This is a genomic window from Asaia sp. SF2.1 (assembly GCF_000505765.1).
GTDB lineage: Bacteria > Pseudomonadota > Alphaproteobacteria > Acetobacterales > Acetobacteraceae > Asaia > Asaia bogorensis.
In genome coordinates this window covers 1-26,463 of record NZ_AYXS01000018.1, presented here as the reverse complement: position 1 = coordinate 26,463, position 26,463 = coordinate 1, and the positions used below count along the sequence as shown (strand labels likewise).

Below are 26,463 nucleotides of genomic sequence, written 5' to 3'. Positions count from 1 at the left end.
GACCAACCGCATCCTTGGAAAGGACAAGCGCTATGCCCTCTTCCCCCCTCACAGGTCGGCGCGCCCTGCTGCAGGCCAGCGCCTGTGCGGCTCTGGCTGCCTGCCTGCCACGCCCTGCCCGTGCGGGCGCAAAAACTGCCTCCATGCAGGGTCTTGAAGGATTACAAGCCCCGGTCACGGTCATCGAGGATCAGTGGGGTGTCCCGCACGTGCGTGCCGAGACGTTAGGGGATGCCTTCTTTGCCAATGGCTATCTGATCGCCCGGGATCGCCTATGGCAGCTCGATTTTGGGTATCGGCAATCGATCGGTCGGCTGGCAGAGGTTTTCGGCCCCGATTTCGTCCCTTCCGATCAGGCCAACAGGCTGTTTCTGTTTCAGGGTGATTGTCAGGCCGAATGGGCGCAATACGACCCGGCCATACGCGAGGCCGCAAGCGCCTATGTTGCCGGGATAAACGCCTTTATCCGCACCCTGACCGACGAGGAGAGGCTACCACTGGAATTCGCGCTTTATCACTATCGCCCTCTGGAATGGTCACTGGATGACCTGATCCGCATGAGGGCCGAGCCCACAGGCAACACGGCGCTTGAAATCAGAAGGGCGCGTCTCGCGGCGAGGGGCGAGGCACTCCTCGGTCTTGATGGCCTCATCACCCCCCGCGAACCCAACAGCCCGCTCGTTGTCCCGCAGGGGCTGGACACAAGCGCCGTGTCACATGACGATCTTGGTGCGCTGGGCGTGCTGCAAAAGCGCCTGCCCCTTGGGGCCATTCATGCCGCAACCCTGCATGGCGATATGGGCCATCGCCGCGCCAATGAGGGCAGCAATGCCTGGTGTATTGCCCCGCATCGCACGGCGACGGGGCGCCCCATTCTGGCCAATGATCCGCACCTCTCCTTCGGCGTGCCAGGCCCTCGTTATGTGATCCATCTCACAGCCTCGGGTCTGGATGTGATCGGGGCAGGTACGCCGGGGATGCCCGGCATCATGCAGGGCCATAATGCCGATATTGCCTTCGGGCGTACCAATTTCCATATCGATCAGGAGGATCTGTTCGTTCTGAACACCCATCCCGATCATCCCGACCGCTACTGGCATGACGGGGCATGGCGGGAGATGACACGCAGGCGCGAGACCATCGCCATACGCGGTGCCGCCCCTCGGGAAATCGTGCTGCGCTACGCCGCGCAGGGGCCGGTGATTGCACAGGATCTCTCCCGGCGACGTGCCATTGCGGTATCCGCCACATGGCTGGCACCGGGGGCCAACGCCCTGCTGGGTAATATCGGCATCAATCTTGCCAGGGACTGGCCCCAGTTCCGCGAGGCTTTGCGCCATCACACAAGCCCGACCAATTTCACCTATGCAGACCGGCACGGTAATATCGGCTGGCAGGCTGCTGGCGGGCTTCCCCGCCGTCGCCCGCATCATGATGGCCTCATGCCTGCCCCCGGCGATGGAAGTTTCGACTGGCTGGGATTACGCCCGCTTGAGGACCTGCCCCACCAGTTCAATCCGGCCAAGGGCTGGTTCAGCACCTCCAATGAAATGAACCTGCCAGAGCCGCCGAGTTTCACCATCAGCCATGAATGGAGCCCGCCCTATCGCCATGAACGGGTGGAGCAGGTGCTCGATGCCACCCCTCGGGCCAGCCTGGCGGACAGCATCGCTCTGCAGCACGACACGCTTTCGCTTCTGGCGCTGCGAATGGTCGCGCTGCTACCGGAGCATGACACGCGTGATACGCTCTCCCGGTCCGCGCTGCCCCTGTTGAAAAACTGGGACGGTCATGTGACGGCCAGCAGTGCTGCCGCAGCGCTTTACGAAGTCTGGGTGACCCGGCTTGGCAAGGCGCTGCATGAGCGCTTCATCCCGTCCGCACTCGACGATCTTCTCGCAGCCGAACTCAGCCCCGTGACGCAGCTTGGTCTGCTGGAAAACGCCCGGAATTTCGGTGGCACGTCACCGGAGCAGCACCGCGAGGCGTTCATGCTGGAACAACTCGACCGGGCCTATGCCGAATGTGTCTCACTGATGGGGCCATTGCCCGCTGCCTGGCAATGGGGACGCCTGCATAGTTTGACCCTGCATCACGCTCTGGAAAACGATCCCGCCATCGCCGCCAGATTTCCCTCGCCGGGTGGTCCTGCCTTTGGTTCGGGCGGTGACCACTACACCGTCATGGCGCGTTGGTACGATCCCGGCCATGTGAAGGACAACCCCTATGCCGTAACGGGCGGGGCGAGCTTCCTGATGGTATGCGATGTAGGCGCATGGGATAATTCGCTCTTTCTCAACTTCCCCGGACAATCAGGCGATCCGGCCTCGCCCCATTATGCCGATCTGTTTTCGCCCTGGTACAAGGGCGAGATGCAGCGCTTGCCATTTTCCCCTGCCCAGGTGGATCGCCTTGGCGTCAAACGCGCGCTTCTGACGCCCAGAGGGTAAGATTTGCTCCGAGCCATGCAGGCCGGGCTTTTCAGAGGCGTGAGAGCCACGAGGTTGGCGGGCGCGGATAGGGCCAGTTTCTGGCCTGGAAATAGGCAGCCAGTCGTTCATCGATGCGGTCTGTCGTCTGCTGTGCCTCCTGCGCCAATCCCTGACGCAGGGTTCCGGGCACCCCCAGCAACGGCCCTGCCATATGCACGGCTGTCCCCGCTGCAGACGCAGCCGACGCGACACCAATACCGGCACCCGGCATGGCCCCTGTGGTGCTGGTCGTGACAAAGCTCAGCAAGAGCGTGTGTCGACTGCCCGCCTCCGCCAGAACGGTCCTGACCTGAAGCTCTGCCTTGCCCGCACCATAGCCGATCAGCAGGCGCGCCACGGTGCTGCCGGGCCGGATTTTGGTCAGTGTGCAGGTCAGGGTCATATCGGCGGGCTGTCCCGATGCCACCACAGCAAGATGGCGGGCAGACAGCATTTTCTGCAAATCGTTCATCAGTGCCACGCGGGTTGTCGCCACGGCTGCGTCATGACGCCGGGCACGATCGGCCTTGCGGGGCGGCACGCTTTCATCGTCGATCACAAGGGCAATCTGATGGGGTGGCAGGAGGGAGGGATCACTGGCCGTGACTTCGGACGCCACATGCGTTCCGGCGCAGCCAGCCAGCAGGAGAAGGGGCAGCAGGATGGCGAGCCATTCCTGCAGCGTCCTGAGACACATCTTTACGGTATTCATGCAGCCAGTATCGCCAGCGCGTCGCTGGCCCGCTAACATGATCAGGGCATATACCAACAGGATTGGGCCATAATGGGTATAAACGCACCCCTGCTGATCGACCGTATCGGAAGCGAGGCTGATCTGTTTCTCGACCGCGATCGTGATCGCACTGAGAGTATTGCCCTTCATCGGCACCCGCACGGTGAACTTGGCCTGATAAGGCGGGGGCATATTGTTACGGCTACCGAACAGGCGCGATGGATGATCCCCGCCGGTCAGGCCTACTGGGTTCCACCTTACATGACCCATGGTGGCGACATGGCCGGGGTCGATGGGTGCCGGCTCTATATCTCCGCTTCTCTCGCCCAGGCGCTCATGCCGAGCGAACCTGCTGCCCTGACCGCGACACCTCTGATGGAAGCGCTGATGTCACGTTGGGAGCGCGATCTGCAGGCCCCCTGTTCCGTGCGCCCGATTGACCATCATCTTCTGGCCGTCATGCGTGATGAAATTGAGAGCAATCTTGCGAGCCCCGTACTTTTGCCCATGCCGCGTCATGCCCTGACTCGCGCTGTGCTGTCGGAGTGGGCCCGCCATTGTGAGGAAAAACTGTCGCTCGATGACCTTGCATCGAAATGTGGTCTGTCCCGGCGGAGCTTCACGCGTCGTTTCAATACCGAAACAGGCTTGTCGCCGGGGGCGTGGATGCAGATTGCCCGCATCATACGAGGCTGTCAGCTTTTGGCAGCCGGATTACCGGTTACCGAAATCGCGCTCATGCTTGGTTATGAAAGCGTGACGAGTTTTGTCACACTGTGTCGGGCCCATACCGGGTTCAATCCGACAACACTCAGGCATAAAATCTGAAAGGCAACCTGTCGTGATAACTGCCGTGATATTGGATCAGGGGGAGAGTGCTCTCCCCCGCCCATATCCCGTCCGATCAATACGGGATGACCTGTCAGAGGCGACCCATAAGGATAAGAATCAACAGAACAAGAACAATCAGTCCGACGCCGCCGCCAGCGCCATAACCGGTCCAGGCCGTGCCATACCAGCCGCCATAGCCACCGAATGTGCCGAGCAGAAGAAGAACGATGATGATGATGACAATGAGATTCATGGCGAGCCCCTGTGATCGGTAGCCTTGATTGCGCCACCGTAATCCTATCACGCCCCAAAGGCTGGCAAGTTCGCCCTATGACCCCCGGCGGCCCATATTTTAGGTTTGCCGGGTATTCCTGCCACAGCTGTTACAAGATTGCTGGAAGAGAGCCCCATCGCGCACAGCGCATTTCAGGCTGCGTCTCTCAATCATGACAGTGCTGGTTTACCTGTTTCATAACCGCAACCGGATTGTTCGTTAACGCCCTCCCTGCGTCACGACGCCCCTCCCCGGAATAAACACTCTGCTGATCCACGCGCCCTTATCGTTGAGGCTGTGCATCGGCCCGCATCCGGATGGGTATCACTGACCACGGCTCGCCCTCGCTCCCGGGCTTCGCCCAGGCGGCCCGTATCCTGCGGTGTTTCTCCTATGAGATTCCTATACGGCGTGAGGTCTCTTCCTCTGTCATCCCTACGCCCCCCAGCCGGATAATACCCCCCTCACTCTGGGAGCTTTCCTATGCTGGACAGTCTTTACTGCGCGCTTGGCCTCATGGGTTTTGCGCTGTGCCTCGGTTTCATTTCGGTCTGCAAGAGGATCTGACATGACGCCCGATTTCGTTCTGGCGGGCCTCGTGACCCTTGGCTTGCTGGCTTATGTCACCGCCGTCCTTATCCGCCCCGAAAGGTTCTGATCATGACCCTCTCAGGCTGGATCACCCTTGCGGTGTTCTTTCTGTGCGTGGTGGCCATTACGCGCCCGCTGGGTGGCTTTCTCAAACGTGTGCTCGAAGGCGAGAAGCATCTTTTCCAGCGACCTTTCGGCGGGCTGGAACGCCTCATGTATCGCCTTGCAGGCGTTGACCCGAAGCGCGAGCAATCCTGGTCGCATTATGCGCTGGCCGTCATCCTGTTCAAGATTTTCTGCTTTATTGCCGTCTATGCCCTGCTGCGCCTTCAGGGGTTTCTGCCGTTCAATCCGGCGGGTCTGGGTGCGGTATCACCCGACCTGGCCTATAATACGGCTGTCAGCTTCCTGACCAACACCAACTGGCAGAGCTACGGTGGTGAGACCACGCTGAGCCCGCTCAGCCAGATGCTGGCCCTCACGGTTCAGAACTTCGTTTCCGCTGCTGCGGGCATCGCCGTCGCAGCCGCCATCATGCGCGGCTTCGTGCGACGCAGCGCCTCCACAATCGGCAATTTCTGGGTCGATCTGGTGCGCGTCACACTTTATGTGCTGCTGCCCGCCTGCATGTTGCTCACCCTGTTCTTCGTGCTGGAAGGTGTTCCGCAAACCCTGACAGGGTCGGCCTCCATCTTCACGCTCGAAGGCGCAAGACAGACGATCGCGCTGGGGCCTGTGGCGACTCAGGAAGCCATCAAGATGCTCGGCACGAATGGCGGTGGCTATTTCAACGTCAACTCCGCTCATCCTTTCGAAAACCCGAATGCGCTGACCAATTTCGTCCAGATGCTTTGCATCTTCGCGCTGGGAGCCGGGCTTACAAACATGTTCGGTCGCATGATCGGGCAGGAAAAGCAGGGCTGGGCCATTTTTTCAGCCATGTCGGCGCTTTTTCTCATCGGCGCGGGCGTTCTCTACTGGTCGGAGGCCCACGCCAATCCGCTCTTTGCGTCGCTGGGCCTGGATGGCACGCTGGGGAATATGGAAGGCAAGGAAACGCGCTTTGGCATTGCGGCCTCCGCGCTTTTTGCCACGGTCACGACCGATGCCTCCTGCGGGGCGGTCAACGCCATGCATGAGAGTTTTCTCCCGCTCGGCGGCATGGTGCCGCTTATCAACATGATGCTGGGTGAGGTGATTTTCGGCGGCGTCGGTTCGGGGCTGTACGGGTTCCTCCTCTTTGCGCTCATTGCTGTTTTCATGGCGGGCCTGATGGTCGGGCGCACCCCCGAATATCTGGGCAAGAAAATCGAGGCGCGCGAAATCAAGATGACCATGCTGGCCGTGCTTTGCCTGCCGCTTGTCATGCTGGGCTTCACGGCGCTTGCCATCGTGCTGCCAGCGGGCCTTTCGGCACTATCTGCCAGCGGCCCGCATGGTTTTTCCGAAGCGCTTTATGCCTACACCTCAGCCGCCGCCAATAATGGCAGTGCCTTTGCAGGGCTGACAGCGAACAGTTTCTGGAACGTCACGCTGGGTATCGGCATGATGATCGGGCGGTTTTTCGTGATCATTCCAGCACTCGCCATTGCCGGCTCCATGGCTGCCAAGAAAGTGGCTGCCCCGACACCCGGTACCTTCCCGACCGATAACGGCCTCTTCATTGCGCTTGTCGCCGGGGTGATCGTGATCGTTGGCGGCCTCACCTTCCTCCCTGCCCTCGCTCTCGGCCCGATTGTCGAGCATCTCGCCATGCTCCACGGCACGACCTACTGAAAGGCGCCCATACGATGATCTCCTTTCCCTCACCCGCGCCCGGGTCCCATGCCGAGGCACCGTCGAAGCGCCCGCCCTCACGCCCGAAATCGGGTGTGCTGAATGCAGCGCTCGTGCTTCCCGCACTGGCTGAAAGCCTGCGCAAGCTCGACCCGCGTATCATGATCCGCAACCCGGTCATGTTCGTCGTCGAGATCGTCACCTGCCTGACAACCGTGCTGCTTTTGCGCGACCTCATCAAAGGTGTCTCCCATACCGGGTTTGCCCTGCAGATCACGCTCTGGCTGTGGTTCACGCTGCTTTTCGCCAATTTTGCCGAAGCCATCGCCGAAGGGCGTGGCAAGGCGCAAGCCGACTCACTGCGTCGCACCCGCACGGAGACGCGCGGCAAGCGCCTTTTGCCCAGTGATACAGGCGCTTTCGGTCCTGCCGGGCTGTATGAGGAAATTCCCGCCCCCGAGCTGGTCGTGGGCGATGTAGTCCTGGTCGAGGCTGGCGATTTCATCCCGAGCGACGGGGAGGTGATCGAAGGCATTGCTTCGGTTGACGAGTCAGCCATTACGGGTGAGTCCGCCCCTGTCATTCGCGAAAGTGGCGGCGATCGATCGGCCGTCACAGGCGGCACACGTGTGCTGTCGGACTGGGTGATCGTGCGCATCACGGCAGCCCAGGGCTCGACCTTTCTTGATCGCATGATCTCTCTCGTGGAGGGCGCGCAGCGACAGAAAACACCCAATGAGATTGCCCTGACCATCCTTCTGGCTGGCATGACGCTCATCTTCATCATCGCTGTGGCGACCATTCCGTCGTTTGCGCATTACGCGGGCGGCTCGATTTCGGTCATGGTGCTCGTGGCCCTGTTCGTCACGCTCATTCCTACCACCATCGGGGCGCTTCTCTCGGCAATCGGCATTGCCGGTATGGACAGGCTGATCCGCTTCAATGTGCTCGCGATGTCGGGCCGTGCGGTTGAAGCCGCGGGCGATGTGGATACGCTCCTGCTCGACAAGACCGGCACCATCACAATCGGAGACCGTCAGGCCTGCGCCTTCATGCCCGTGCCGGGCGTGACCGAGCAACAGCTTGGCGATGCGGCACAACTTGCCTCATTGGCCGACGAAACGCCGGAAGGCCGCTCCATTGTCGTGCTGGCCAAGACGCGTTTCGGGTTGCGAGGACGCGAACTCAACGCTGCAGGTGCACAGTTCGTCCCGTTTACGGCCCAGACACGCATGAGCGGCGTCAATATCGGCACCAGACAGATACGCAAGGGCGCGGTTGAGAGCGTGCTTGAAGCTGCTGGGCCAAACGCCCCCTCCGCCGCCCAGATACGCAGTATCGCCGATGGCATCGCCCGTCAGGGTGGCACCCCGCTTGCGGTCATGGATGACACGCATCTGCTGGGTGTGGTGCATCTCAAGGATGTGGTGAAAGGCGGCATACGCGAACGCTTCGCCGAGTTGCGTCGCATGGGCATACGCACGGTCATGATTACGGGTGACAACCCCCTGACTGCCGCCGCCATCGCCGCTGAGTCGGGCGTGGATGACTTCCTGGCCCAGGCCACACCCGAAGCCAAGCTGGCCCTGATCCGCAGCGAGCAGGCTTCGGGCAAGCTCGTGGCCATGTGCGGCGATGGTACGAACGATGCCCCCGCCCTTGCTCAGGCCGATGTGGGCGTTGCCATGAATACCGGCACTGTCGCCGCCCGCGAGGCTGGCAACATGGTCGATCTCGACAGCGACCCGACAAAACTGATCGAGATCGTCGGTATCGGCAAGCAGCTGCTCATGACGCGCGGTGCGCTCACGACTTTCTCGATCGCCAATGACGTGGCCAAGTATTTCGCCATCATTCCTGCGATGTTCGTCGGGTTCTATCCTGCGCTGTCCAGCCTCAACATCATGCATCTGGCCACCCCGGAAAGCGCCGTGCTTTCAGCGATCATCTTCAACGCCCTGATCATTATCGCGCTCATCCCGCTTGCACTGCGTGGCGTGGCGTATCGCCCGGTAGGTGCGGCGGCGCTGCTGCGGCGCAACCTGCTTATCTACGGTGTTGGCGGGCTCATCGTACCGTTCATCGGCATCAAGCTGATCGATCTGCTCATCACCCATATCGGTCTGGCCTGAGGAGGCCATCATGGTTTTGTCCCAGCTGCGCCCTGCGCTCGTTCTGTTTCTCCTTCTTTCTGCCCTCACCGGTCTGGCCTACCCTCTTGGGATGACCGCCCTGTCAGGCCTGATCCTGCCCGACAAGGCGGCGGGCAGCCTGATCCACGACAAGGGACATGTTGTCGGTTCTGCCCTGATCGGACAGAATTTCACCTCCCCGCGCTATTTCCACGGTCGCCCTTCGGCCACAATGGGGCCAGATCCGAAGGACCCCGGCAAGACAATCCCGATGCCCTATAACGGGGCGGCCTCTCTGGCTTCCAATGCCGGCCCGACATCCCGGGCCCTCATTGAGCGCGTCACCCAAAGCGCCGCCGCATTGCGTGCCGAAAATCCTGAGGCTATGGCACGGGGCTGGCATATCCCGATTGACCTCGTCACCACATCAGCCAGTGGCCTCGACCCTGACATCTCACCCGAGGCAGCGCTGTTTCAGGTCCTGCGCGTGGCAGAGGCACGGGGCCTTGATGAAGCCCGTGTCCGTCATCTGGTGCTGCAGCAGACAAGCCAGCCCTTTCTTGGCTTCCTCGGTGAGCCCCATGTGAATGTTCTGGCACTCAACCGGGCGCTCGATAGAATGGCGCAATAGCCGGTCCAACCTGCCCAGATGCCAGATCGCGGCACTTGGGCAAGCCATGACAATCATCAGATTTATGAACAGGCGCAGCCGCCAGACCGAGCCAGGGAACGCGATGACGAGACAGGATTATGACCGCCCCGACCCTGACGCCCTGCTGCGTCAGGGCTGCGGCGAAAGACGCCGGGGCCGGCTGAAAATCTTTCTCGGCGCGGCGCCAGGTGTCGGCAAGACATTCGAAATGCTGAGCAGCGCCCGGCATCTGATGCAGGAGGGGGTCGATCTGGCAATTGGCGTGGTGGAAACGCATGGCCGTGCTGAAACACAGGCGCTTGTCGAGGGCCTGCCTGTCATCGCGGCCGGTTCCGTCGCCTATCGCGGTCAGATCCTGCGCGAGATGGACCTTGATGCCATTCTCGCCCGGCGCCCCACCCTCGCTCTTGTCGATGAACTGGCGCACAGCAACGCGCCCGGCTCCCGCCATCCGAAGCGGTGGATGGACGTCGAGGAGCTGCTCAATGCGGGGATCGATGTTTTCACCACCGTCAATATCCAGCACCTTGAAAGCCTGAATGATATCGTAGCCTCGATCACCCGGGTGCGCGTGCGCGAGACCGTGCCCGACCATGTGATCGAGAGCGCCGATGAGCTCGAACTGGTCGATCTGACACCGGGCGACCTGCTGCAGCGCATGCGCGATGGAAAGATCTATGCGGCCCACACGGCAGGCCGGGCGCTGCTGCATTATTTCTCGCCCGGCAACCTGACCGCCCTGCGCGAACTGGCCTTGCGCCAGACGGCCCAGCAGGTGGACGCGCAGCTGGTCGATCACATGAAGGCCAACGCCATAGCGGGGCCTTGGGCGGCCGGTGAACGCGTGATGGTTTGCCTGACCCTGCAGGATGGCGATGCGGGTCTTGTGCGCTACGGCAAGAGACTGGCCGACCGGCTTCATGCGCCCTGGATCGTTCTGCATGTGGAAACCAGCCGCGACCTGACCGAGGAGGCCCGCGCGCGCATGGCCTCACAGATGCATCTCGCCCAGTCGCTCGGTGCAGAGACGGTGACAGTGCCCGGCCATGATATTGCCCTCGATGCCCTGGCCTATGCCCGCGCCCAGAATGTGACGCAGATCGTCGCGGCGCATCCGGCGGGCACGGGTTGGCTCGGTCGGCTGAGGCAGCTTATCGGTCGATCAACAACTGAACGGCTGATTCAGCGCTCGGAGAATTTTCCGGTTCATGTCGTACCCCGTTCAGGCGAGGCGATGGACCACCGGATCTACGAAAATCCTCCCCCACGTTTTTCGCCCTATCTGGCGAGCACGGCCATCGTCCTCTGTGCTCTGGGGCTGGCCCTGTTGCTTCGGCAGGGTTTCGAGGTCAGTAATGTGTCACTGGCCTTTCTGACCGCCATATTGGGAGTGGCCGTGGCCTACGGGCTGGGTCCCTCGCTCTGGGCATCCATTTTCGGCATGCTGTGCTTCAACTTCTTTTTCCTGCCGCCGCTTTATACCCTGACCATTGCAGCCCCCGATAATGTCGTGGCGCTGTTCTTCTTTTTTGCCACGGCATTGATTGCAGGCAATCTGGGCGCCCGCGTACGCAGTCAGGCTGTTGTGGCGCGCCACCGTGCAGAGATCACCCAGTCACTCTATCGTTTCAGCCGCACCATCACCGGCATGTCCACGCTCGACGACCTGCTCTGCTCTGTCACCCGGCAGATTGCGACCCTGCTCGATTGTCACGTCGTGCTTCTCATGCCCGATGGCGGCAGACTAGCCGTACAGGCGCAATCGGACAAAGCCCACCCCCCGGGAGAGGACGATCTGGCGGCGGCAAGCTGGGCCTGGAAGCATAGCCGTTTGGCCGGGCGCGGGTCTGACAGCCTTCCCGGCGTACAATGGCTGTTCATTCCCCTGCGCACGGCGCGTGGGCCCGTAGCTGTGATCGGCCTGTACCGCGAGAAACCGGGCCAGTTGCTCGATGCCGAGCAGCAGAGTTTGCTGGACGCGCTGGCGGACCAAACAGCCTCGGCCCTCGAAAGCCTGCTGCTGACCCGTGATCTCGACAGGGTACGCCTGGAAGCCGAGACGGACAGGCTGCGGGGGGCCCTTCTGACCTCCATTTCCCATGATCTGCGCACCCCGCTCGCCTCCATTCTGGGAGCAGCATCGAGCCTGCGCGATTATGGCGAGGTACTGGGAGAGGAAGGAAGAAGCGAGCTTCTCTCGACCCTGACGGATGAGGCCGAACGCCTGAACCGCTTCGTGGGTAATCTGCTCGACATGACACGGATTGAAGCCGGCGCCCTCCCCCTGCGCCATGACAGTGTGGACTGCGCCGAGGTGGCGGCGACAGCCCTAGCACGCGCGGCGAAACTACTGGAGCATCATCACGTCACCCTCGATACCGCATCGACCCTCCCCATGCTCGATCTCGATGCTGTGCTGCTGGAGCAATCTCTATTCAATATCCTCGACAATGCAGCAAAATATACCCCCGCAGAGACTGCCATTACGCTGCGCCTCGCCATGCGCCATTCAAGGCTCGTGATCGCGATTGAGGATGAGGGGCCGGGATTTGGTGATCGTGATCCAGCAGAGATTTTTGGCAAGTTCACACGCTTTGCCGCGGCCGATACGGCCCGTGCAGGGACTGGCCTCGGCCTCGCCATTGCCCGTGGTTTTGTCGAGGCAATGGGTGGCGATATTGAGGCCGCAAACCGTACGGACAGGCAAGGAGCGGTTTTTACCCTGCGCTTTCCGCTGCCAGCCTCACAGGCGATGCGCCAGATTGTGCCCGACAGGACCGGCCCGGAAACCCGTGACGGAAGAAAGTCCCTGTGAGAAGTTTGCCCCCAAAGAAACTGTTTCCCTGCGGGCAGCCCTATCGCCGGGTGAGTCCGATGACCATCAACCGTGCCAAAGACACGGTCCCATGCCCTATCCGATCCTGCTCGAAGTCCCTGCCCCATGAGTGACCCGATCCTTCTCGTTGTTGACGATGAGCCCGCCATTCGCAGGCTGCTACGCACCACGCTGGCCAGTCAGTCATGGCGCGTGCTCGAAGCTGGAACAGGCGAGAACGCGTTGCGGGTGGCCAGTGAAACACCGCCTGACCTCGTCCTGCTCGACCTGGGCCTGCCTGACCATGACGGGATAGAAATCCTGCGCAGGCTAAGGGCGCTGCATCCGACCCTTCCAGTCGTGATCCTCTCTGTGCGCGATGATGAGCGGGGCAAGGTAGCTGCTCTGGAAGCCGGCGCCGATGACTACGTGACCAAGCCGTTCAGCATGGCAGAACTCGTGGCCCGCCTGCGCAATGCGCTGCGTCATGCCCTGCAGCAACAGGGGACAACGCCCCTCTTCACTTCCGGTGATCTATCGATCGATCTGGTGAAACGACAAATCTTCCGTGCCGGGACGGAACTGAAACTCTCTCCCCGGGAATGGGATATTCTGCGAATGCTTGTGCGCTACGCCGGGCGCGTTTTGACCCATTGCACAATCATGAGCGAGCTCTGGGGTGCCAGCGGTGATGTGCAGCAGTTGCGAGTCTATATCCGACAGATACGACAGAAGATCGAAACGGACCCGGAACAGCCTCGCCACATCATCACCGAGACCGGTATCGGTTATCGTCTGGTGCAAGGGGAGTGAAAGCAAAATTCACCTCGCTTGGAGCAGTATCGCAATCGTAACGGCAACAGGCCATCGTAAAGAAAATTTTGTCTTTCACCGCCACTTTTCAAATTTACGCAATTAAACAGAAATACCAGTCACCACATCAGTTATTATGTTTCAATTTGATTGTGCTGCACCGAAGACTTGCTGCCGCAGCGTGGTCTCAAGACAGACATCTTTCTGCCATTAATCTGTCGTTAATTGCGAATTGACTCTCATAACAAATTTGTGATCAAGTAACCGGGCGCTGGAGGAATGTAACGCCGCCAGGGCAGGAAGAAACGGGATCATGATGCGTGACGGAGCAGTAACGTTCCTGCCATGCCTCATGACGAAATCATTCGAGGGTGACATGGCAACAGGTTCCGAAAGAGAGCGATGCTCAATCTGTTGCTGGCCGGATCGATGGTCGCAACATTCACCAGCCAGGCGGCTTTTGCCCAGCTTAACCCCGACGCCCTGCGTGAGGCGTTCCGCGTTGCGCCCCGCCCCGGCATGATGCCGCATGGCGCAAAACTGTATCCGGGCAGTTCGCTGAATGGCGTGCCCGGCTTCCCGTTGCCCACCATCCACACCCAAAAGGCATACGACCCGCAGGACAGCTTCACAGCGCGATGGACGCGTGCCGATGCCATGCAGATCAAGGCCCATTCCGACACCTCGGCCGGTGCAGGCAAGAATTCGCTTCCCGAGCAGCTCGTCATGCCTGATGTCCCCGCCGATTTTCCGGCAACCAACCCTGATGTGTGGGTCTGGGACACCTGGACGCTCATCGACAAGAAAGCCAATCAGTTCAGCTATAACGGTTGGGAAGTTATTTTCTGCCTGACCGCCGACAAGAACGCCGGCTATGGCTTCGATGACCGTCACACCCATGCCCGTATCGGCTATTTCTACCGCCGCGCAGGCATCCCGGCGAGCCATCGCCCGACCAACGGGGGCTGGATCTATGGTGGACACCTGATCCCTGAAGGGGCGCAGGAACAGGTTTTTGCCGGCACGACTTATACCATCACCGCCGAATGGTCCGGCTCGATGCGTCTGCTCGATCCCACGAGTAACAAGGTATCGCTGTTCTATACTGATATGGCATTCAACCGGAACGCGGCAGGCCAGGATATCACTCCCTCACAGGCGGTGATCACTCAAAGCCTTGGCCAGATCCATGCCGATTTCAACCATGTCTGGTTTACGGGCTTCACGCAGCACACGCCGCTTCTGCGCCCCGACGGCGTTCTCTATCAGAATGGCGCGCAGAACCCGTATTACAACTTCCGCGATCCGTTCACTTTCGAGGATCCCCAGCACCCCGGCACCAACTACATGGTGTTTGAAGGCAACACGCCCGGTGAGCGTGGGCTTGCAAACTGCACGGCGGAGGATCTCGGTTATCGCGCCAATGACCCGCACGCCGAGACCGTTCAGCAGGTGCTGAACACGGGCGCATATTACCAGAAGGCCGCTATTGGTTTGGCAGTCGCCGAGAATGGCTCCCTGTCGAAGTGGAAGTTCCTGTCGCCGCTGATCGAAGCCAATTGCGTGAACGATCAGACCGAACGTCCGCAGATGTATATCAAGGACGGAAAGTACTACATCTTCACCATCAGCCATCGCACGACCTATGCAGCCGGTGTGGACGGACCTGACGGTGTCTATGGCTTCGTCGGCAATGGCATCCGCAGTGATTTCCAGCCCATGAACTACGGAAGCGGGCTGATGCTCGGCAACCCGACCAACCTGAATATTGCGGCTGGCACCGACTACGATGCCAACCCGGACCAGAACCTGCGCGCCTTCCAGTCCTACTCGCATTACGTCATGCCGGGCGGGCTCGTGGAGTCCTTCATCGACACGGTTGAAGGACGTCGTGGCGGTGCGCTGTCACCGACTGTCAAGGTTCGCATCCGTGGCGATGCGTCGATTGTCGACACACGCTATGGCAATAACGGCCTTGGTGGGTACGGCGATATTTCGGCCAATCGCGCCGACATCAATATCGTCGGTTTCATTCAGGATCTGATCAGCCAGCAAAAGCAGATCGGCCCGGATGTGAATGCCCGCATGAATGCCTTTCTGACCACACAACAATAAGCGTCTGGTGATCGGCCTGCCCCGTGCAGGCCGGTCACTTTCCTTTGGGTATCCTCAGCTTCGGGTGATGATGTCACAGCGCCATAAACGGTTTTTTTCTTGCGTAATACTTTGCGCGCTCTCCGGGCTCATCGCGCCTCTGACGGCCATGACTGCCTGTCCTGCCGCTGCGCAGGAGTCAAACGCGACAGGCAGTAGCTCAAATACCACGAGTGAGACACCGCAATGGCGTCCCGCGCTGCATTTTTCTCCTCGCGCGCACTGGATGAATGACCCCAACGGGCCGTTCTGGCTGGATGGGACATGGCATCTTTTTTATCAGTATAATCCAGATGGCATGGTGTGGGGTCATACCTCATGGGGTCACGCGACCAGTCATGACCTTCTGCACTGGCATGAGGAACCCGTAGCGCTCGCCGCTTCGCCCGGGCGGGACATGTTTTCAGGGTCAGTCGTGGTGGATCGGGATAATCGCTCCGGTCTGGGCAAGAACCACATTCCGCCATTAATCGCGCTCTACACCACTGTTTTTTCACAGGATCCGGCCCACCCTGACGGTACGCAGGCACAGTCACTTGCCTATAGCCTCGATCGCGGCGCAACTTGGGAGCGCCACGAGCGCAACCCGATACTCACATTGTCTCCGGACTCACGACAATTCCGTGATCCGTCAGTGGCGTGGTACGCGCCGGGGCAATACTGGGTGATGACAACCGTCGTCGCCGATGCGCAGGTGGTCAAGCTCTACCGTTCCCGCGACCTGAAGCACTGGGATTTTTTGAGCGACTTCCAGCCGAACGGTTATCGCAAGCCCGGCATGCTGTGGGAGATGCCCACGCTTGTCGCGCTCGATCTGGATGGAAATCGCAAGGACACCCGCTGGGTCATGATCGTAAGCGTCAATCCCTGGAGCATTGCCGGGGGATCCGGGGTGGAATATTTCACAGGCCGCTTTGACGGCACGAAATTCACCGCCGATCCTCTCCCTCCTGAAGGGGCCGACCCATCGACCTATCACTGGCTCGATCATGGAGCCGATAATTATGCGGCCATACGCATTGCCAACACGCCAGATCTGTCGCCCCGCCTGATAAGCTGGATGAGCAACTGGGATTATGCTGACAAGCTTCCTACCGCACCCTGGCGCGGCCAGATGACCTTGCCAGTTGCGCTTTTGCTCAGGACACTGCGTGGCAAGCCGCATCTCTATCAGGTTCCGACACCCGAATACGACGCGCTCACCGCCCGTTCTCCCTCCCGCAGCTGGGCAGGTCATGCGCTGGCCGCCAGTGCAGTCTGGCCCCTGCCCGTACAGCACGAAGTGGAGGATATTTCATTGACCCTGCACAGCGACGGCAAGGGGCAGGCAGGCATCACGGTGCGTCAATCTGAAGATGGTCAGGAAGGGACGCGCATAAGCTATGATTTTGCCCGTCACCTGCTGTCGCTGGATCGTTCCCATTCCGGGGTGACCAATTATTCAAGTAAGTTCAGTCCGATCCATATTGCCTCATTGCTCCCACACAACAACACCATCACACTGCACGTCGTGGTGGACCGTTCCTCTGTCGAGATTTTCGCCAATGACGGTGAGCTAAGGATGACGGATCTGATCTTCCCCCATGAAGGCAGTACGCACATCTCGCTGTTTACGCAGGATGCCCCGGCATTGTTCAAGACCCTGCACGTCACCGGGCTCGATCATTGAACGGAGGCTCAATGACCGCCATTCTGGAACAGAAGGCGCGCCGCACCCAGCACGCGCTGCTGGTAAGCCAGATTGAGCGCGATGGTATGCGAATGGTAATTCCCGACCGCCCTCATGAGATCACCATGAGACTCATTGAGATAGAGGCGCATGATAGCCCCCGCTGCGCTGATATTATAGCAGGGCTGGGTCAGCAGATTGCGGTAAACGCTTTGCGGCGTAGCATGGGTAAACTGCGCAATAGGCCCAAGCCACAACGTGTTGACCTGCATCACACCGAGGTCATCCGTTCCGTTACTGTTATGACGCACCATGCCGTTGCGACCATTTTCCACCCCCAGAATTGCGGGAAGAACCCTGGGTGGCAAATGGTACAGGGCAGCAACAAAAATCATGCAGCTCGCATACGCAACGGCCATATTGCGCTACACTCCTCCCCGATTCAGGGCTTTTCATATCGGACACATTATTGATGCGCCTTTTTGATACGCTAGCACAGCCCCGTTGCGCCAAAACATGCGAATGGCCCGTCCGGACCACGCAGCGCCCCGACCAGACCGAAGGCGCCGATATCGGCGCTCCCTCCGATACCGACGAGGCCGGGTTCACGCTGCTCGAATTGCTGGTGGTGATTGCCATTCTCGGTTTGCTCATCGGTCTCGTCGCGCCCGCCGCATTGCGTCAGTTGGGTGGCGCACGCAATTCCGTCGCTCATCAATCCATTCAGCGGCTGGGCGAGGTTCTGGATCTGTATCGTCTCGACACAGGAAGCTACCCCAGCACTGAAGACGGGCTGCACGCGCTGATCGAACGCCCGCAGGACGCCGAGAACTGGAACGGGCCTTACCTCAAGGACAATGCTGACCCCAAGGACCCGTGGCACCACCCTTATATCTACAGCAACCCCTCGGAACGACCGGGCCATGATTATGACCTCTGCTCGAAGGGCGCTCATGAAGCGACGAGCGATCGTGCTGCCATGATCTGCAATCCCTGAGCGCCCCCATGAATTTCGCGCTCCCTCTCCATACAGGCCTCGTCATCGCCTCGCCCTTCATCGGGTCTTTTCTCGGCGTGCTTGCCTGGCGGCTGCCAGAGGGGCGCTCACCTTTCTTTACCCGGTCACGCTGCCCGAACTGCGATTGCGTGCTTGGCGGCCGCGATCTCATACCGCTGGTCAGCTACGCCATACAGCGTGGCAAATGCCGCTATTGCCAGTCGGCTATCGATGCATTCCACCCGGCGATGGAAGTCGCGGCCCTGCTCGTTGCGGGAGCCGCTGACTGGGCCGTGCATATGGCGCCAGATCGTCTCGACCTGACTCATCTCATGATTCAGGGATGCCTGTTTGGCTGGTGGCTCCTGCTGCTCGCAGCCATCGATTTGCGCAGCACAACCCTGCCGGATTACCTGACTCTCCCCTTGCTCGGTGTCGGGCTCGCCTTCGCAGCACAGCATGGTCGCGCCGAGTTTCATCTGCACAGTCTGGCTGCCTTGCTGGGCTGGGCCGCATTTGGCGGCGTCGCGCTGCTTTATCGCAAGTTGCGGGCGCGGGACGGGCTTGGCGGTGGCGATGCCAAGCTGCTTGCCGCCGGAGGCGGATGGCTGGGACCATTCATCCTGCCCGAGATCGTATTCATGGGTGCTGTCGTCACACTGGCCGGCGCGTGGCTTACGCGAAAAGCCAGCCTGAGCGCGCAGATGCGTATCCCCTTCGGCCCAGGGCTCGCCTTTGCCCTCTGGGGCGGCTGGTTGCTCGAGATCATCGGGCAGTCCTATGGCTGAGCGTCAGCATGACGGCCGTCTCGAGGCGTTAGCTTCCCTGCTGGTCGACAGAGGATATTGCGACCATCGAGGGCTCGACCGCGCTGCACGTGCCGCAGAGCAGAGCGGTGGTCGCCTCGACCAGATCCTGCTGCAACTGGGTCTGGTGTCAGAAGCGCTCATGGCCAGAACCTATGCTGAGTTGCTCGATATTCCTCTTGCAGGTGCTGATCATTATCCGGCCGATCCGGTTCTGACCGGGCAGATCAAGACCCGTTTCCTGCGTGATGCGCATGTTGTGCCGCTCTCGTTGGAGGGAAACACGCTGGCTCTTGCCATGCGCGACCCGCTGGACAGTTTCACGCCTGCGGCCCTGCAGGCGGCGACGGGACTGACCATCGCAACCCAGGCAGCCCTTCCGGTTGAACTCGAAGCCGCGCTCGACCGCCTCTACCCGGATGAAAGCCGCGAGGCCGAACCCGAGCAGGCAGAGGGCAATGCTCTTGAAGACGATGCCGAACGGCTGAAGGATCTGGCGTCAGAAGCACCCGTGATCCGTCTGGTCAACCAGATCATCAATCGTGCGGTCGAGACCAGGGCTTCGGATATCCATATCGAGCCGTTCGAGGACAGGCTGCGTGTGCGCTATCGCTATGACGGCATCCTGCATGAGGCGGAAACACTGGCGGCCCAGCTTGTGCCCGCCGTGCTCTCACGCGTGAAGATCATGGCGCGCCTTGATATTGCCGAACGACGCCTGCCCCAGGATGGACGGATCAAGCTTGCCGTGCGCGGGCATGAAGTCGATTTTCGTGTGTCCACCATTCCGTCGCTCTATGGCGAGACGCTGGTCCTGCGCGTTCTCGATCGGTCGGGCGCGGTCTTCGATTATGCCACGCTGGGCCTGCAGCCCGGCATTGTCGGGGGCCTGCGCGAGCTTCTCCAGCGGCCCAATGGCATCGTTCTGGTTACAGGGCCGACCGGATCGGGAAAAACCACAACACTCTATACGGGCCTGTCCGATCTCAATGCCGTCACGCGCAAGATCGTCACGATTGAGGATCCGATCGAGTACCAGCTTGGCGGCATCAATCAGGTGCAGGTCAAACCGCAGATCGGTCTGGATTTCGCCACCCTGCTGCGCGCCATTCTGCGTCAGGATCCCGATGTGATCATGGTAGGCGAGATACGCGACCGTGAGACCGCCCAGATTGCCGTTCAGGCGGCTCTGACAGGGCATCTGGTTCTGTCCACACTGCACACGAACTCAGCATCCGCCGCCATCATACGCCTGCGCGACATGGGGGTAGAGGACTACCTCATGACCGCAGTGCTGCGTGGTGTTCTGGCCCAGCGCCTCGTGCGTCGCCTGTGCCCTCTGTGCAAGACGCCCTACACGCCACCTGCGGCGCTGGTTCAGGAACTGCAACTCGATCGCTTCGCCTCGGGGGAGCCGATTACTCTTCATCACGCGGCGGGTTGCGCCTCATGCCGCCATACAGGCTTCAAGGGCAGGCTCGCAATCGCAGAACTTCTCGAACCCGATGAGGCCATTGAAAAACTCGTTTTCGAGAAAGCCGATCATCTCGCGATAGAGCGTGCAGCCGTCGCAGCCGGCATGGAAACCCTCTTCGATTCCGGGCTTCGTGCAGCCGTTGATGGCCAGACCACCATCGAGGAAGTCATGCGTAGCGTGCGCGCTGTCGGTTGAGTGTGGCGAGCGCAGCCCCCTCATGACGGAATTCCTCTACAGGGTCATTGACCGACAGGGCACCCCACAGCAGGGCACCCTCATGGCCGACACGCAGGAAGACGCTGTCGCGAAACTGCGACGCCAGGGCTACATGCCCATCCATGTCGGTATGGCGGAGAAAGGCGCAAAGGGGCGCACGAGGTTTGCGCGCGCGTCTGGCACAGGAGCCATTCCGCGCTCTGGCGCGCAGGGCTTCAGCCTGAAGCGACACGGCGTAACGCGCGGTGAACTAGCGGATTTGACGCGCGAACTCGCTGTCATGCTCGATGCAGGACAGGATATGGATCGTGCCCTGCGTTTTCTGATCGAGACCACGTCATCCCCCCGCATAGGCAGCATCCTGAAGGGTGTTCGGGACAGGGTCCGTGACGGACAGGCGCTTCATTCGGCACTTGCCACGAGCCGGGGTGGTTTTCCCCCGCTCTATATCGGCATGGTGCGGGCGGCTGAGACAACGGGAGATCTGGCCCCCACCATGGAACGGCTCGCCGGGCTGCTCGAACGCGAGCGCGCGCTGATCAGCACCGTCCAATCGGCCATGATCTATCCCGCCATCCTCACCCTGACGGCTATCGGATCTGTCACATTACTGCTCACGAAGGTCCTGCCGCAATTCACGCCGCTATTTGAGCAGAATGGCGCGACTCTGCCGGCCTCCACGCGCCTTCTGACGGAGGCAGGCGCTGCAATCGGTCATTACGGCCTGGCCATGCTGGTTATCGTATTTCTGACTGGTTTGGGCCTGCGTCTGGCCATTCAACGCCCGGCCCTGCGTCGACCGCTCGACCGCATGCTGCTGCGTGTGCCAGGGCTCGGCCGTCTGGTATCGGAAATCCTGGCCGCGCGGTTTGCCCGTATTCTCGGCACCCTGCTGGTTAATGGCGTTGCCCTGCTTCCGGCACTGGGGATCGTGCGTGATGCGCTGGGCAATCAGGCCGCCAGCGCCGCCATCGAGACAGCCGCTGAAAGCGCACGTTCGGGCGCGGGGCTGTCAGCAACACTAGGCGCCGCAGGCATTTTTCCGACAAGGCTGATCCATTTGCTTCAACTGGGTGAGGAAACCGCACGCCTCGGCCCCATGGCGCTTAGGGCCGCCGATATTCACGAAGATCAGGCCCGCATTGCCATTCAGCGCCTTGTTGCCCTTCTGGTCCCGGCCATCACCATCGTCATGGGTCTGATGGTGGCAGGCATCGTCTCCTCGCTTCTCCTCGCCATGCTGAGCCTTAATGACCTTGCCCAGTAGAGCGCAGGCCGAGTCCGGCTTTACCCTGATCGAGATGCTGGTCGTGCTGGTCATTCTGGGCATGATTGGCGCCATTGTGGTCCGACATGGCGCCTCGCATCCTGCACGGCTCGAACTGCGTAACGCGGCGCGACAGATCGCCGCCCTGATGCGCGAGACCCATGCCCGCGCGCTCTATACAGGGCGTGCCCAGGAGCTCGATATCAACCCGCTTTCCGGAAGCTACGTCATCCCCCCGGCAACTGCGGGAGCCCTGCCCGCCATCACGATCACGCCAGACACGAGGAGCGTGTTCCGCTTCTACCCGGATGGCAGCGCATCGGGCCCTGTGCTCGGGCTCAGCCGGGGGGTGAGCCGCATGACGCTGGGCGTCAACTGGCTGACCGGTGCCATCGAAAGCCACGGAGGATGACGGTGCCAAAGGGCGCGCGTCCTTCCTCCGAAGGCGGCTTTACGCTCATTGAGGTGCTGATTGCATTCATCATCGTCGCGCTGGCGCTGGGTGTCGTCTATCGCGGCATGCTGGATGGCGTTGCGGCAGGACACGTCGCCACCGCCACGCGCGAGGCTCTCTCACGAGCGCAGTCACATCTCGATGCCATCGGTCACGGCATGACCCCCGGTGCTTTTACCCAGAGCGGCGAGGACGGACACCATTTCCACTGGCGTATCACCATGACCCCACTGGAACATCGTGGAGGAACTGTCCTCTACCATGTCACCGTAACGGAATCCTGGCCTGACGCTTTTACCCTTTCCGGCCAGCGCGCCGTCACTCTGAGTAGCCTGTGTTCCGGCCCGGCGGAGGGCACGCCATGACCCCGCGCCGTGATGATGCGGCCGGGTTCACCTTGCTGGAGCTGTTAATCGCTCTGGTCGTGTTCTCTCTGGTGCTGCTGGTCCTGCGCCAGGGTTTCGATGCCGCCACGCGCCTGTTCGAGCAGCAACGCCAGACCCTGGCTGCACAGGATGATCTGGATGCGGTGGACAGGTTTGTAAGGCAGGTGGTTGCCAGTGCCGATGCAGGTAATGGACGCGAGGGGCCGCTTCTCGTGGGCACGAACCATCGCCTGACATGGCGTGGCCCCGTGCCCCATGCCCTGCAAACACAGGCTGAGGCAATTTCCGGCGGAGGACGGGCAAACATGGCGCTTTCCGTCGATGACGCGCATCGGTTCGTGCTGCAGTGGTCAGCCTATCGGCATGTGATCGAACCCCCGACGCCTGTGGAACAACGGGTCCTGCTGAACGGTCTTGAGGGCGTGGAGTGGCATTATTACGCATCCGGGCACTGGAGCCCGACATGGTATGGCAATACCCTGCCCGAGCTGGTGCGCCTGCGTCTTGTGTTCGCGCCGGGCGATGCGCGCCACTGGCCCGATATCGTGGTGGCACCCCGCCTGAATCCTCTACCGTGAAGCAAAAGGAAAAGGAGACATGGTGATGCAGCCTTTCCTTGTCTGGTGGTGGCGCCAGATCCGGGCCGTTTTGCCAGAACGTGTCACGACAGCGCTTGCCGCCGTTCGACGCCCGATGGTTGAGGCCGTCGCCACTGACGACGCCCTGACACTCTATCTGCGCGAGGCGCGCAGCCGGATCATCATCGGAACGCTAGGGCAGTCGGAAACGCTGGATCTCGAGACCAGCGCGCAATATCGCGCCCTGCGCAAAAGCAAGGCACGCCATGCTGCCATCAGGCTTGTTCTGCCGACAGGGCGGATCATGCAGCGCGATGTCACGCTTCCCCTCGCTGCAGAACAGGACCTCGCGGCCATTCTCGCCTATGAAATGGATCGCCTGACGCCGTTCGATGCCGAGGCGCTTTACTGGGACTTCATCGTACTCAGGCGCGACGAGGCGCTCGGACAGATCATGCTTCGTCTCTCCATCGTTCCACAGGCATCGCTACGCCCCCTGTTCGAGCGTCTCCACCTGCTGGAAGCTCACCCGCAAGCCATTGCTGATGAGACTGGCGAGACCCTGATCAGACAGCCTGTTGCGCGTCCTCTCGTGGCTCGCGTGAGCGACCCACGTCTCGCATTGCCTCTCGGCGGATGCACTCTGCTCGCCTGTCTCCTGCTAGGGCTGTTCTGGCATCAATCGCGTGTTCTTTCAGGATATGAACGCCAGATTGACGCGCTGCGTGCCCCGGCGCTGGAGGCGAGCGCGTTGCGTCGCACCATTGAAGACAGGCGCATGGGCGAAGGGATTGTGAACCGGGCGAGGCATCGCCTTGGAGACCCGATGCAGATCATTGCCGCCCTGACCGATCTGTTGCCTGATGACGCGTGGCTGACCGATCTCAGCCTGAAGCAGGGCCAGCTGCTCATCAGTGGGCAATCCCGTGATCCCGCCGGGCTGATACAGGAGCTTGGCACGTCGCCAGTTCTTCGTAATCCGGGCTTTATCGCGCCCGTCACGCGCCTTGCAGGACAAAATGCCAGTGCGTTTTCAATACGAGCGGAAATTGGTCATCCCGTTGGCACACCCCATGCCGGAGCGAGACCATGAGGACACGGCTCCCATTGGCGCTGATGCGTCTGTCTCATGATCTGCCAGAAGGGCGCAGGGGACGCGTGCTGGCCCTGGTGCTCCTTCTGATGGCGGTCACCCTTGTCTGGCTGGTTATCGTCGGCCCGCTGATCGGGGTTTACAGCCAGTACGCCAGCCGCATTGCCCTGGCGCAGCAAACGGCGGAGCGTATGGCCCATCTGCAAGAAATCCTGCCCCATTTGCGTCAGTCTGCCGCGCACCGTCCGTCATCGGCACCGCAATTGATCGATGGTGCGAGCGACACCATGGCGAGTGCCACATTGCAGGACAAACTGGCGCATCTCGCCAGCCAGTCTGGCATCGAAATCAGCAGCAGCGAGACGCTCGCCCCAACCAGGGAAGGCAGTTACCGGCGCATCGGATTGCACATCACGCTGTCTGCTCCCTATCCTGCCCTAATCCATTTTCTCACTGACCTCGCACAAGCCTCGCCTGCCCTCGTCGTGGACGGGCTTCATCTCCACGCATCCGAAGATGAGGGTCGCACCGCCGATGCCCTGTCATGCGACATGGGGGTCTTTGCCTATCGTCGTGACATCGCGCTACCGGCCCGTCTCGCGAAGGAAACAGCTCCATGACAGCCCTCCTGCTCAAACGCTGCGTCATGCTCTGTGCTTTTCTGATGATACCCCATGCCGGGTTCTGCGCCGGTCCAACGCAAGCCGATCGGGCCACCTGGCAGGACCATAGCCTCGCCCGTCCACTCTTTGCCCCGACACGACGCCCTTCCCCGACTGGCAATGCCCTGGCTGGTACGCCCCGCCTGACAGGTATTATCGAAAATGGGGGAGTCAGCCGTGCCATTTTCATGATACCGGGTCAGGAACGTGGCGTTATCGTACCGTTGCAGGGTCATATTGGAAACTGGCAGGTTATTGCGATCGGAAAAGGCACCATCACCATTCGCGAGGCCGGTCAGGACAGGCTGATGCGCCCTGATCGTGACCGCTTATCCGGCCCGTCGACGCCTGATCATGCTCCTCGAAGCGAAAACCCGCCCGAGACCTTCTCGCGCGATGAGCTCTCGCGTTTCGCCCCTCCTGCCTCATCTGACACTCCTCCACCAGGTATGCCGCAATGACCGTTCTGCCCCGCGCCTTTCCTTCCCACTTTCTGTCACGCGGCAGACAGGATGCCCGCAGACAGGATTCCCTGCGTCTTGGCCTCGTTGTTCTAGCCGCAGGCCTGACCCTTGGCCTGACCGGGTGCGACAAGCCGGTACCCAAACCCAAACCCCTTGGTGGCCCGATGCCGCTGGGTGGATTGCAGGATACTCCGCAGGAGGGACGCCTCTCACCGGCCGATCCGACTGGCAAGGCGCGCTACAGCCTCGCTCGCCCGAACATTCCCACCCTTCGCGGAAACGGCGACACGGAAGGCATCGGTCAGGTTTCGCTGAATTTTGCCGATACGGATGTGCGCGACGCCGTCTCGCAGATTCTCAACGATATCCTGCACGTCAATTACGCCATCGATCCTGCCGTGCATGGACAAGTGACGCTCAGAACCAGCGAACCCCTGACAAATGCCCAGCTTTTGCCAGCGCTGCAGGTGATCCTGGCGCAGGTTCATGCTGTGCTGGTTCATGGTGACGGCCTGTATCGTGTCGTGCCCAGCCAGTCGGCGCCAGGTGCCGCGCAGGGTGCGCTGGCCGGCATGGCTGACAGCCTCTCGATGGGTGGCGACCTGATGGTCCCGCTGCGCTACGCACAGGCCAGTTCTCTCGCCCATGCCTTGCAGCCCTTCGTGCAGGGTGGCGCTCGCGTTGCAGCGATAGACAGCAGCAATGCCCTTATGGTGAGCGGAGACCCTTCGGCCCGCAACGCGCTGGTCGAGGTCATTCATGCTTTTGATGTGGACTGGCTGAGCAGCCAGTCCTACGCACTTTTACCTGTCGACTCAGGCAATGCGAAGGACATGGCAAGCGCGCTGCAATCAGCGCTGCACGGGGCTAGCAATTCGCTCTCGAAGCTTGTGGACGTCCTTCCCCTTGCCCGTGTCAATGCCGTGCTCGTGGTGGCACGCAATGCGCGCTATATCGAGGATGCCAGACGCCTGTTTTCTGTCATCGAGCAGCATCGCAGAGCAACTGTAAGAAGCTGGCATATTTTCTACGTGCAGAATTCAAGCGTCAATGACGTGACCTATACGCTTCAGCAGGCCTTCACACCGGATAATGTGACTGCCACACTGCCCGGTTCGGGCAATGGCCAGACAGCACAGACCGGCATGGGAG

Annotated in this window: 24 protein-coding genes; 21 read left to right on the top strand and 3 right to left on the bottom strand. The window is 60.9% G+C overall.

Going from position 1 to position 26,463, the window contains the following annotated elements:
• The first annotated feature begins 32 nt into the window (after nucleotides 1-32).
• Complete coding sequence (locus tag P792_RS29010) at nucleotides 33-2,450, top strand: penicillin acylase family protein (protein WP_023978834.1); 2,418 nt, start codon at nucleotides 33-35, stop codon at nucleotides 2,448-2,450.
• Between the two features lie 31 nt (nucleotides 2,451-2,481).
• Here P792_RS29010 and P792_RS29005 read toward each other — a convergent pair whose 3' ends face one another.
• Nucleotides 2,482-3,183, bottom strand: a complete 702-nt coding sequence (locus tag P792_RS29005) for a DUF4410 domain-containing protein (protein ID WP_161630841.1) — start codon at nucleotides 3,181-3,183, stop codon at nucleotides 2,482-2,484.
• A 72-nt stretch (nucleotides 3,184-3,255) separates the two neighbouring features.
• On the opposite strand from P792_RS29005, the gene P792_RS29000 reads away from it, so the two are divergent.
• A complete protein-coding gene (locus tag P792_RS29000) occupies nucleotides 3,256-4,032 on the top strand; it encodes an AraC family transcriptional regulator (RefSeq protein ID WP_023978832.1) in 777 nt (258 codons plus the stop codon).
• A 94-nt stretch (nucleotides 4,033-4,126) separates the two neighbouring features.
• Here P792_RS29000 and P792_RS36615 read toward each other — a convergent pair whose 3' ends face one another.
• Nucleotides 4,127-4,288, bottom strand: coding sequence for a DUF3309 family protein (locus P792_RS36615; protein ID WP_023978831.1), 162 nt, complete (start codon nucleotides 4,286-4,288; stop codon nucleotides 4,127-4,129).
• A 589-nt stretch (nucleotides 4,289-4,877) separates the two neighbouring features.
• Here P792_RS36615 and P792_RS36610 point away from each other — a divergent pair.
• From P792_RS36610 to P792_RS28965, 8 genes are all read left to right on the top strand, one after another.
• On the top strand, nucleotides 4,878-4,967 hold the full coding sequence (locus P792_RS36610) for a potassium-transporting ATPase subunit F (protein ID WP_023978830.1): 90 nt from the start codon (nucleotides 4,878-4,880) through the stop codon (nucleotides 4,965-4,967).
• A gap of 2 nt (nucleotides 4,968-4,969) precedes the next feature.
• Nucleotides 4,970-6,676: a potassium-transporting ATPase subunit KdpA gene (kdpA, locus tag P792_RS28995; protein WP_023978829.1), complete on the top strand. Its 1,707-nt coding sequence runs from the start codon at nucleotides 4,970-4,972 to the stop codon at nucleotides 6,674-6,676.
• A gap of 14 nt (nucleotides 6,677-6,690) precedes the next feature.
• Nucleotides 6,691-8,808: a potassium-transporting ATPase subunit KdpB gene (kdpB, locus tag P792_RS28990; RefSeq protein WP_023978828.1), complete on the top strand. Its 2,118-nt coding sequence runs from the start codon at nucleotides 6,691-6,693 to the stop codon at nucleotides 8,806-8,808.
• A gap of 10 nt (nucleotides 8,809-8,818) precedes the next feature.
• Nucleotides 8,819-9,439 (top strand): potassium-transporting ATPase subunit KdpC, encoded by a 621-nt coding sequence (gene kdpC / locus P792_RS28985; RefSeq protein ID WP_023978827.1) that lies wholly within the window; start codon nucleotides 8,819-8,821, stop codon nucleotides 9,437-9,439.
• A gap of 103 nt (nucleotides 9,440-9,542) precedes the next feature.
• Nucleotides 9,543-12,275 (top strand): sensor histidine kinase KdpD, encoded by a 2,733-nt coding sequence (locus tag P792_RS28980; protein ID WP_031240876.1) that lies wholly within the window; start codon nucleotides 9,543-9,545, stop codon nucleotides 12,273-12,275.
• Nucleotides 12,276-12,401: 126 nt separating this feature from the next.
• A complete protein-coding gene (locus tag P792_RS28975) occupies nucleotides 12,402-13,088 on the top strand; it encodes a response regulator (RefSeq protein WP_023978825.1) in 687 nt (228 codons plus the stop codon).
• A 402-nt stretch (nucleotides 13,089-13,490) separates the two neighbouring features.
• The gene (locus tag P792_RS28970; RefSeq protein ID WP_023978824.1) at nucleotides 13,491-15,203 is read left to right on the top strand and encodes a glycoside hydrolase family 68 protein; all 1,713 of its coding nucleotides are present in this window, start codon (nucleotides 13,491-13,493) and stop codon (nucleotides 15,201-15,203) included.
• A 148-nt stretch (nucleotides 15,204-15,351) separates the two neighbouring features.
• On the top strand, nucleotides 15,352-16,911 hold the full coding sequence (locus tag P792_RS28965) for a glycoside hydrolase family 32 protein (protein ID WP_200863476.1): 1,560 nt from the start codon (nucleotides 15,352-15,354) through the stop codon (nucleotides 16,909-16,911).
• Nucleotides 16,912-16,919: 8 nt separating this feature from the next.
• Here P792_RS28965 and P792_RS28960 read toward each other — a convergent pair whose 3' ends face one another.
• Nucleotides 16,920-17,330 (bottom strand): lytic transglycosylase domain-containing protein, encoded by a 411-nt coding sequence (locus tag P792_RS28960; RefSeq protein ID WP_023978822.1) that lies wholly within the window; start codon nucleotides 17,328-17,330, stop codon nucleotides 16,920-16,922.
• A 53-nt stretch (nucleotides 17,331-17,383) separates the two neighbouring features.
• On the opposite strand from P792_RS28960, the gene gspG reads away from it, so the two are divergent.
• The 11 genes from gspG to P792_RS28910 all read left to right on the top strand — a co-directional run.
• Nucleotides 17,384-17,908: a type II secretion system major pseudopilin GspG gene (gspG, locus tag P792_RS28955; RefSeq protein WP_023978821.1), complete on the top strand. Its 525-nt coding sequence runs from the start codon at nucleotides 17,384-17,386 to the stop codon at nucleotides 17,906-17,908.
• 8 nt (nucleotides 17,909-17,916) lie between these two features.
• On the top strand, nucleotides 17,917-18,696 hold the full coding sequence (locus P792_RS28950; RefSeq protein WP_023978820.1) for an A24 family peptidase: 780 nt from the start codon (nucleotides 17,917-17,919) through the stop codon (nucleotides 18,694-18,696).
• The gene (locus P792_RS28945; protein ID WP_023978819.1) at nucleotides 18,689-20,386 is read left to right on the top strand and encodes a GspE/PulE family protein; all 1,698 of its coding nucleotides are present in this window, start codon (nucleotides 18,689-18,691) and stop codon (nucleotides 20,384-20,386) included. Before P792_RS28950 ends, P792_RS28945 begins: the two co-directional genes overlap by 8 nt.
• Nucleotides 20,387-20,408: 22 nt before the next feature.
• Entirely contained in the window at nucleotides 20,409-21,674 is a 1,266-nt protein-coding gene (locus tag P792_RS28940) for a type II secretion system F family protein (protein WP_031240869.1), read from the top strand.
• Nucleotides 21,658-22,086, top strand: coding sequence for a prepilin-type N-terminal cleavage/methylation domain-containing protein (locus tag P792_RS28935; RefSeq protein ID WP_023978817.1), 429 nt, complete (start codon nucleotides 21,658-21,660; stop codon nucleotides 22,084-22,086). The genes P792_RS28940 and P792_RS28935 overlap by 17 nt, the downstream gene beginning before the upstream one ends.
• Before the next feature lie 2 nt (nucleotides 22,087-22,088).
• Complete coding sequence (locus tag P792_RS28930; protein ID WP_200863475.1) at nucleotides 22,089-22,493, top strand: prepilin-type N-terminal cleavage/methylation domain-containing protein; 405 nt, start codon at nucleotides 22,089-22,091, stop codon at nucleotides 22,491-22,493.
• Nucleotides 22,490-23,092: a prepilin-type N-terminal cleavage/methylation domain-containing protein gene (locus tag P792_RS28925; protein ID WP_023978815.1), complete on the top strand. Its 603-nt coding sequence runs from the start codon at nucleotides 22,490-22,492 to the stop codon at nucleotides 23,090-23,092. Before P792_RS28930 ends, P792_RS28925 begins: the two co-directional genes overlap by 4 nt.
• Before the next feature lie 19 nt (nucleotides 23,093-23,111).
• A complete protein-coding gene (locus P792_RS28920) occupies nucleotides 23,112-24,185 on the top strand; it encodes a PilN domain-containing protein (protein ID WP_023978814.1) in 1,074 nt (357 codons plus the stop codon).
• A complete protein-coding gene (gspM, locus tag P792_RS28915; RefSeq protein WP_023978813.1) occupies nucleotides 24,182-24,805 on the top strand; it encodes a type II secretion system protein GspM in 624 nt (207 codons plus the stop codon). The genes P792_RS28920 and gspM overlap by 4 nt, the downstream gene beginning before the upstream one ends.
• Nucleotides 24,802-25,308, top strand: coding sequence for a hypothetical protein (locus tag P792_RS0119110; RefSeq protein ID WP_023978812.1), 507 nt, complete (start codon nucleotides 24,802-24,804; stop codon nucleotides 25,306-25,308). The genes gspM and P792_RS0119110 overlap by 4 nt, the downstream gene beginning before the upstream one ends.
• On the top strand, nucleotides 25,305-26,463 hold a 1,159-nt coding region (locus P792_RS28910), incomplete at its 3' end, for a secretin N-terminal domain-containing protein (RefSeq protein ID WP_023978811.1). The genes P792_RS0119110 and P792_RS28910, both read left to right, overlap by 4 nt.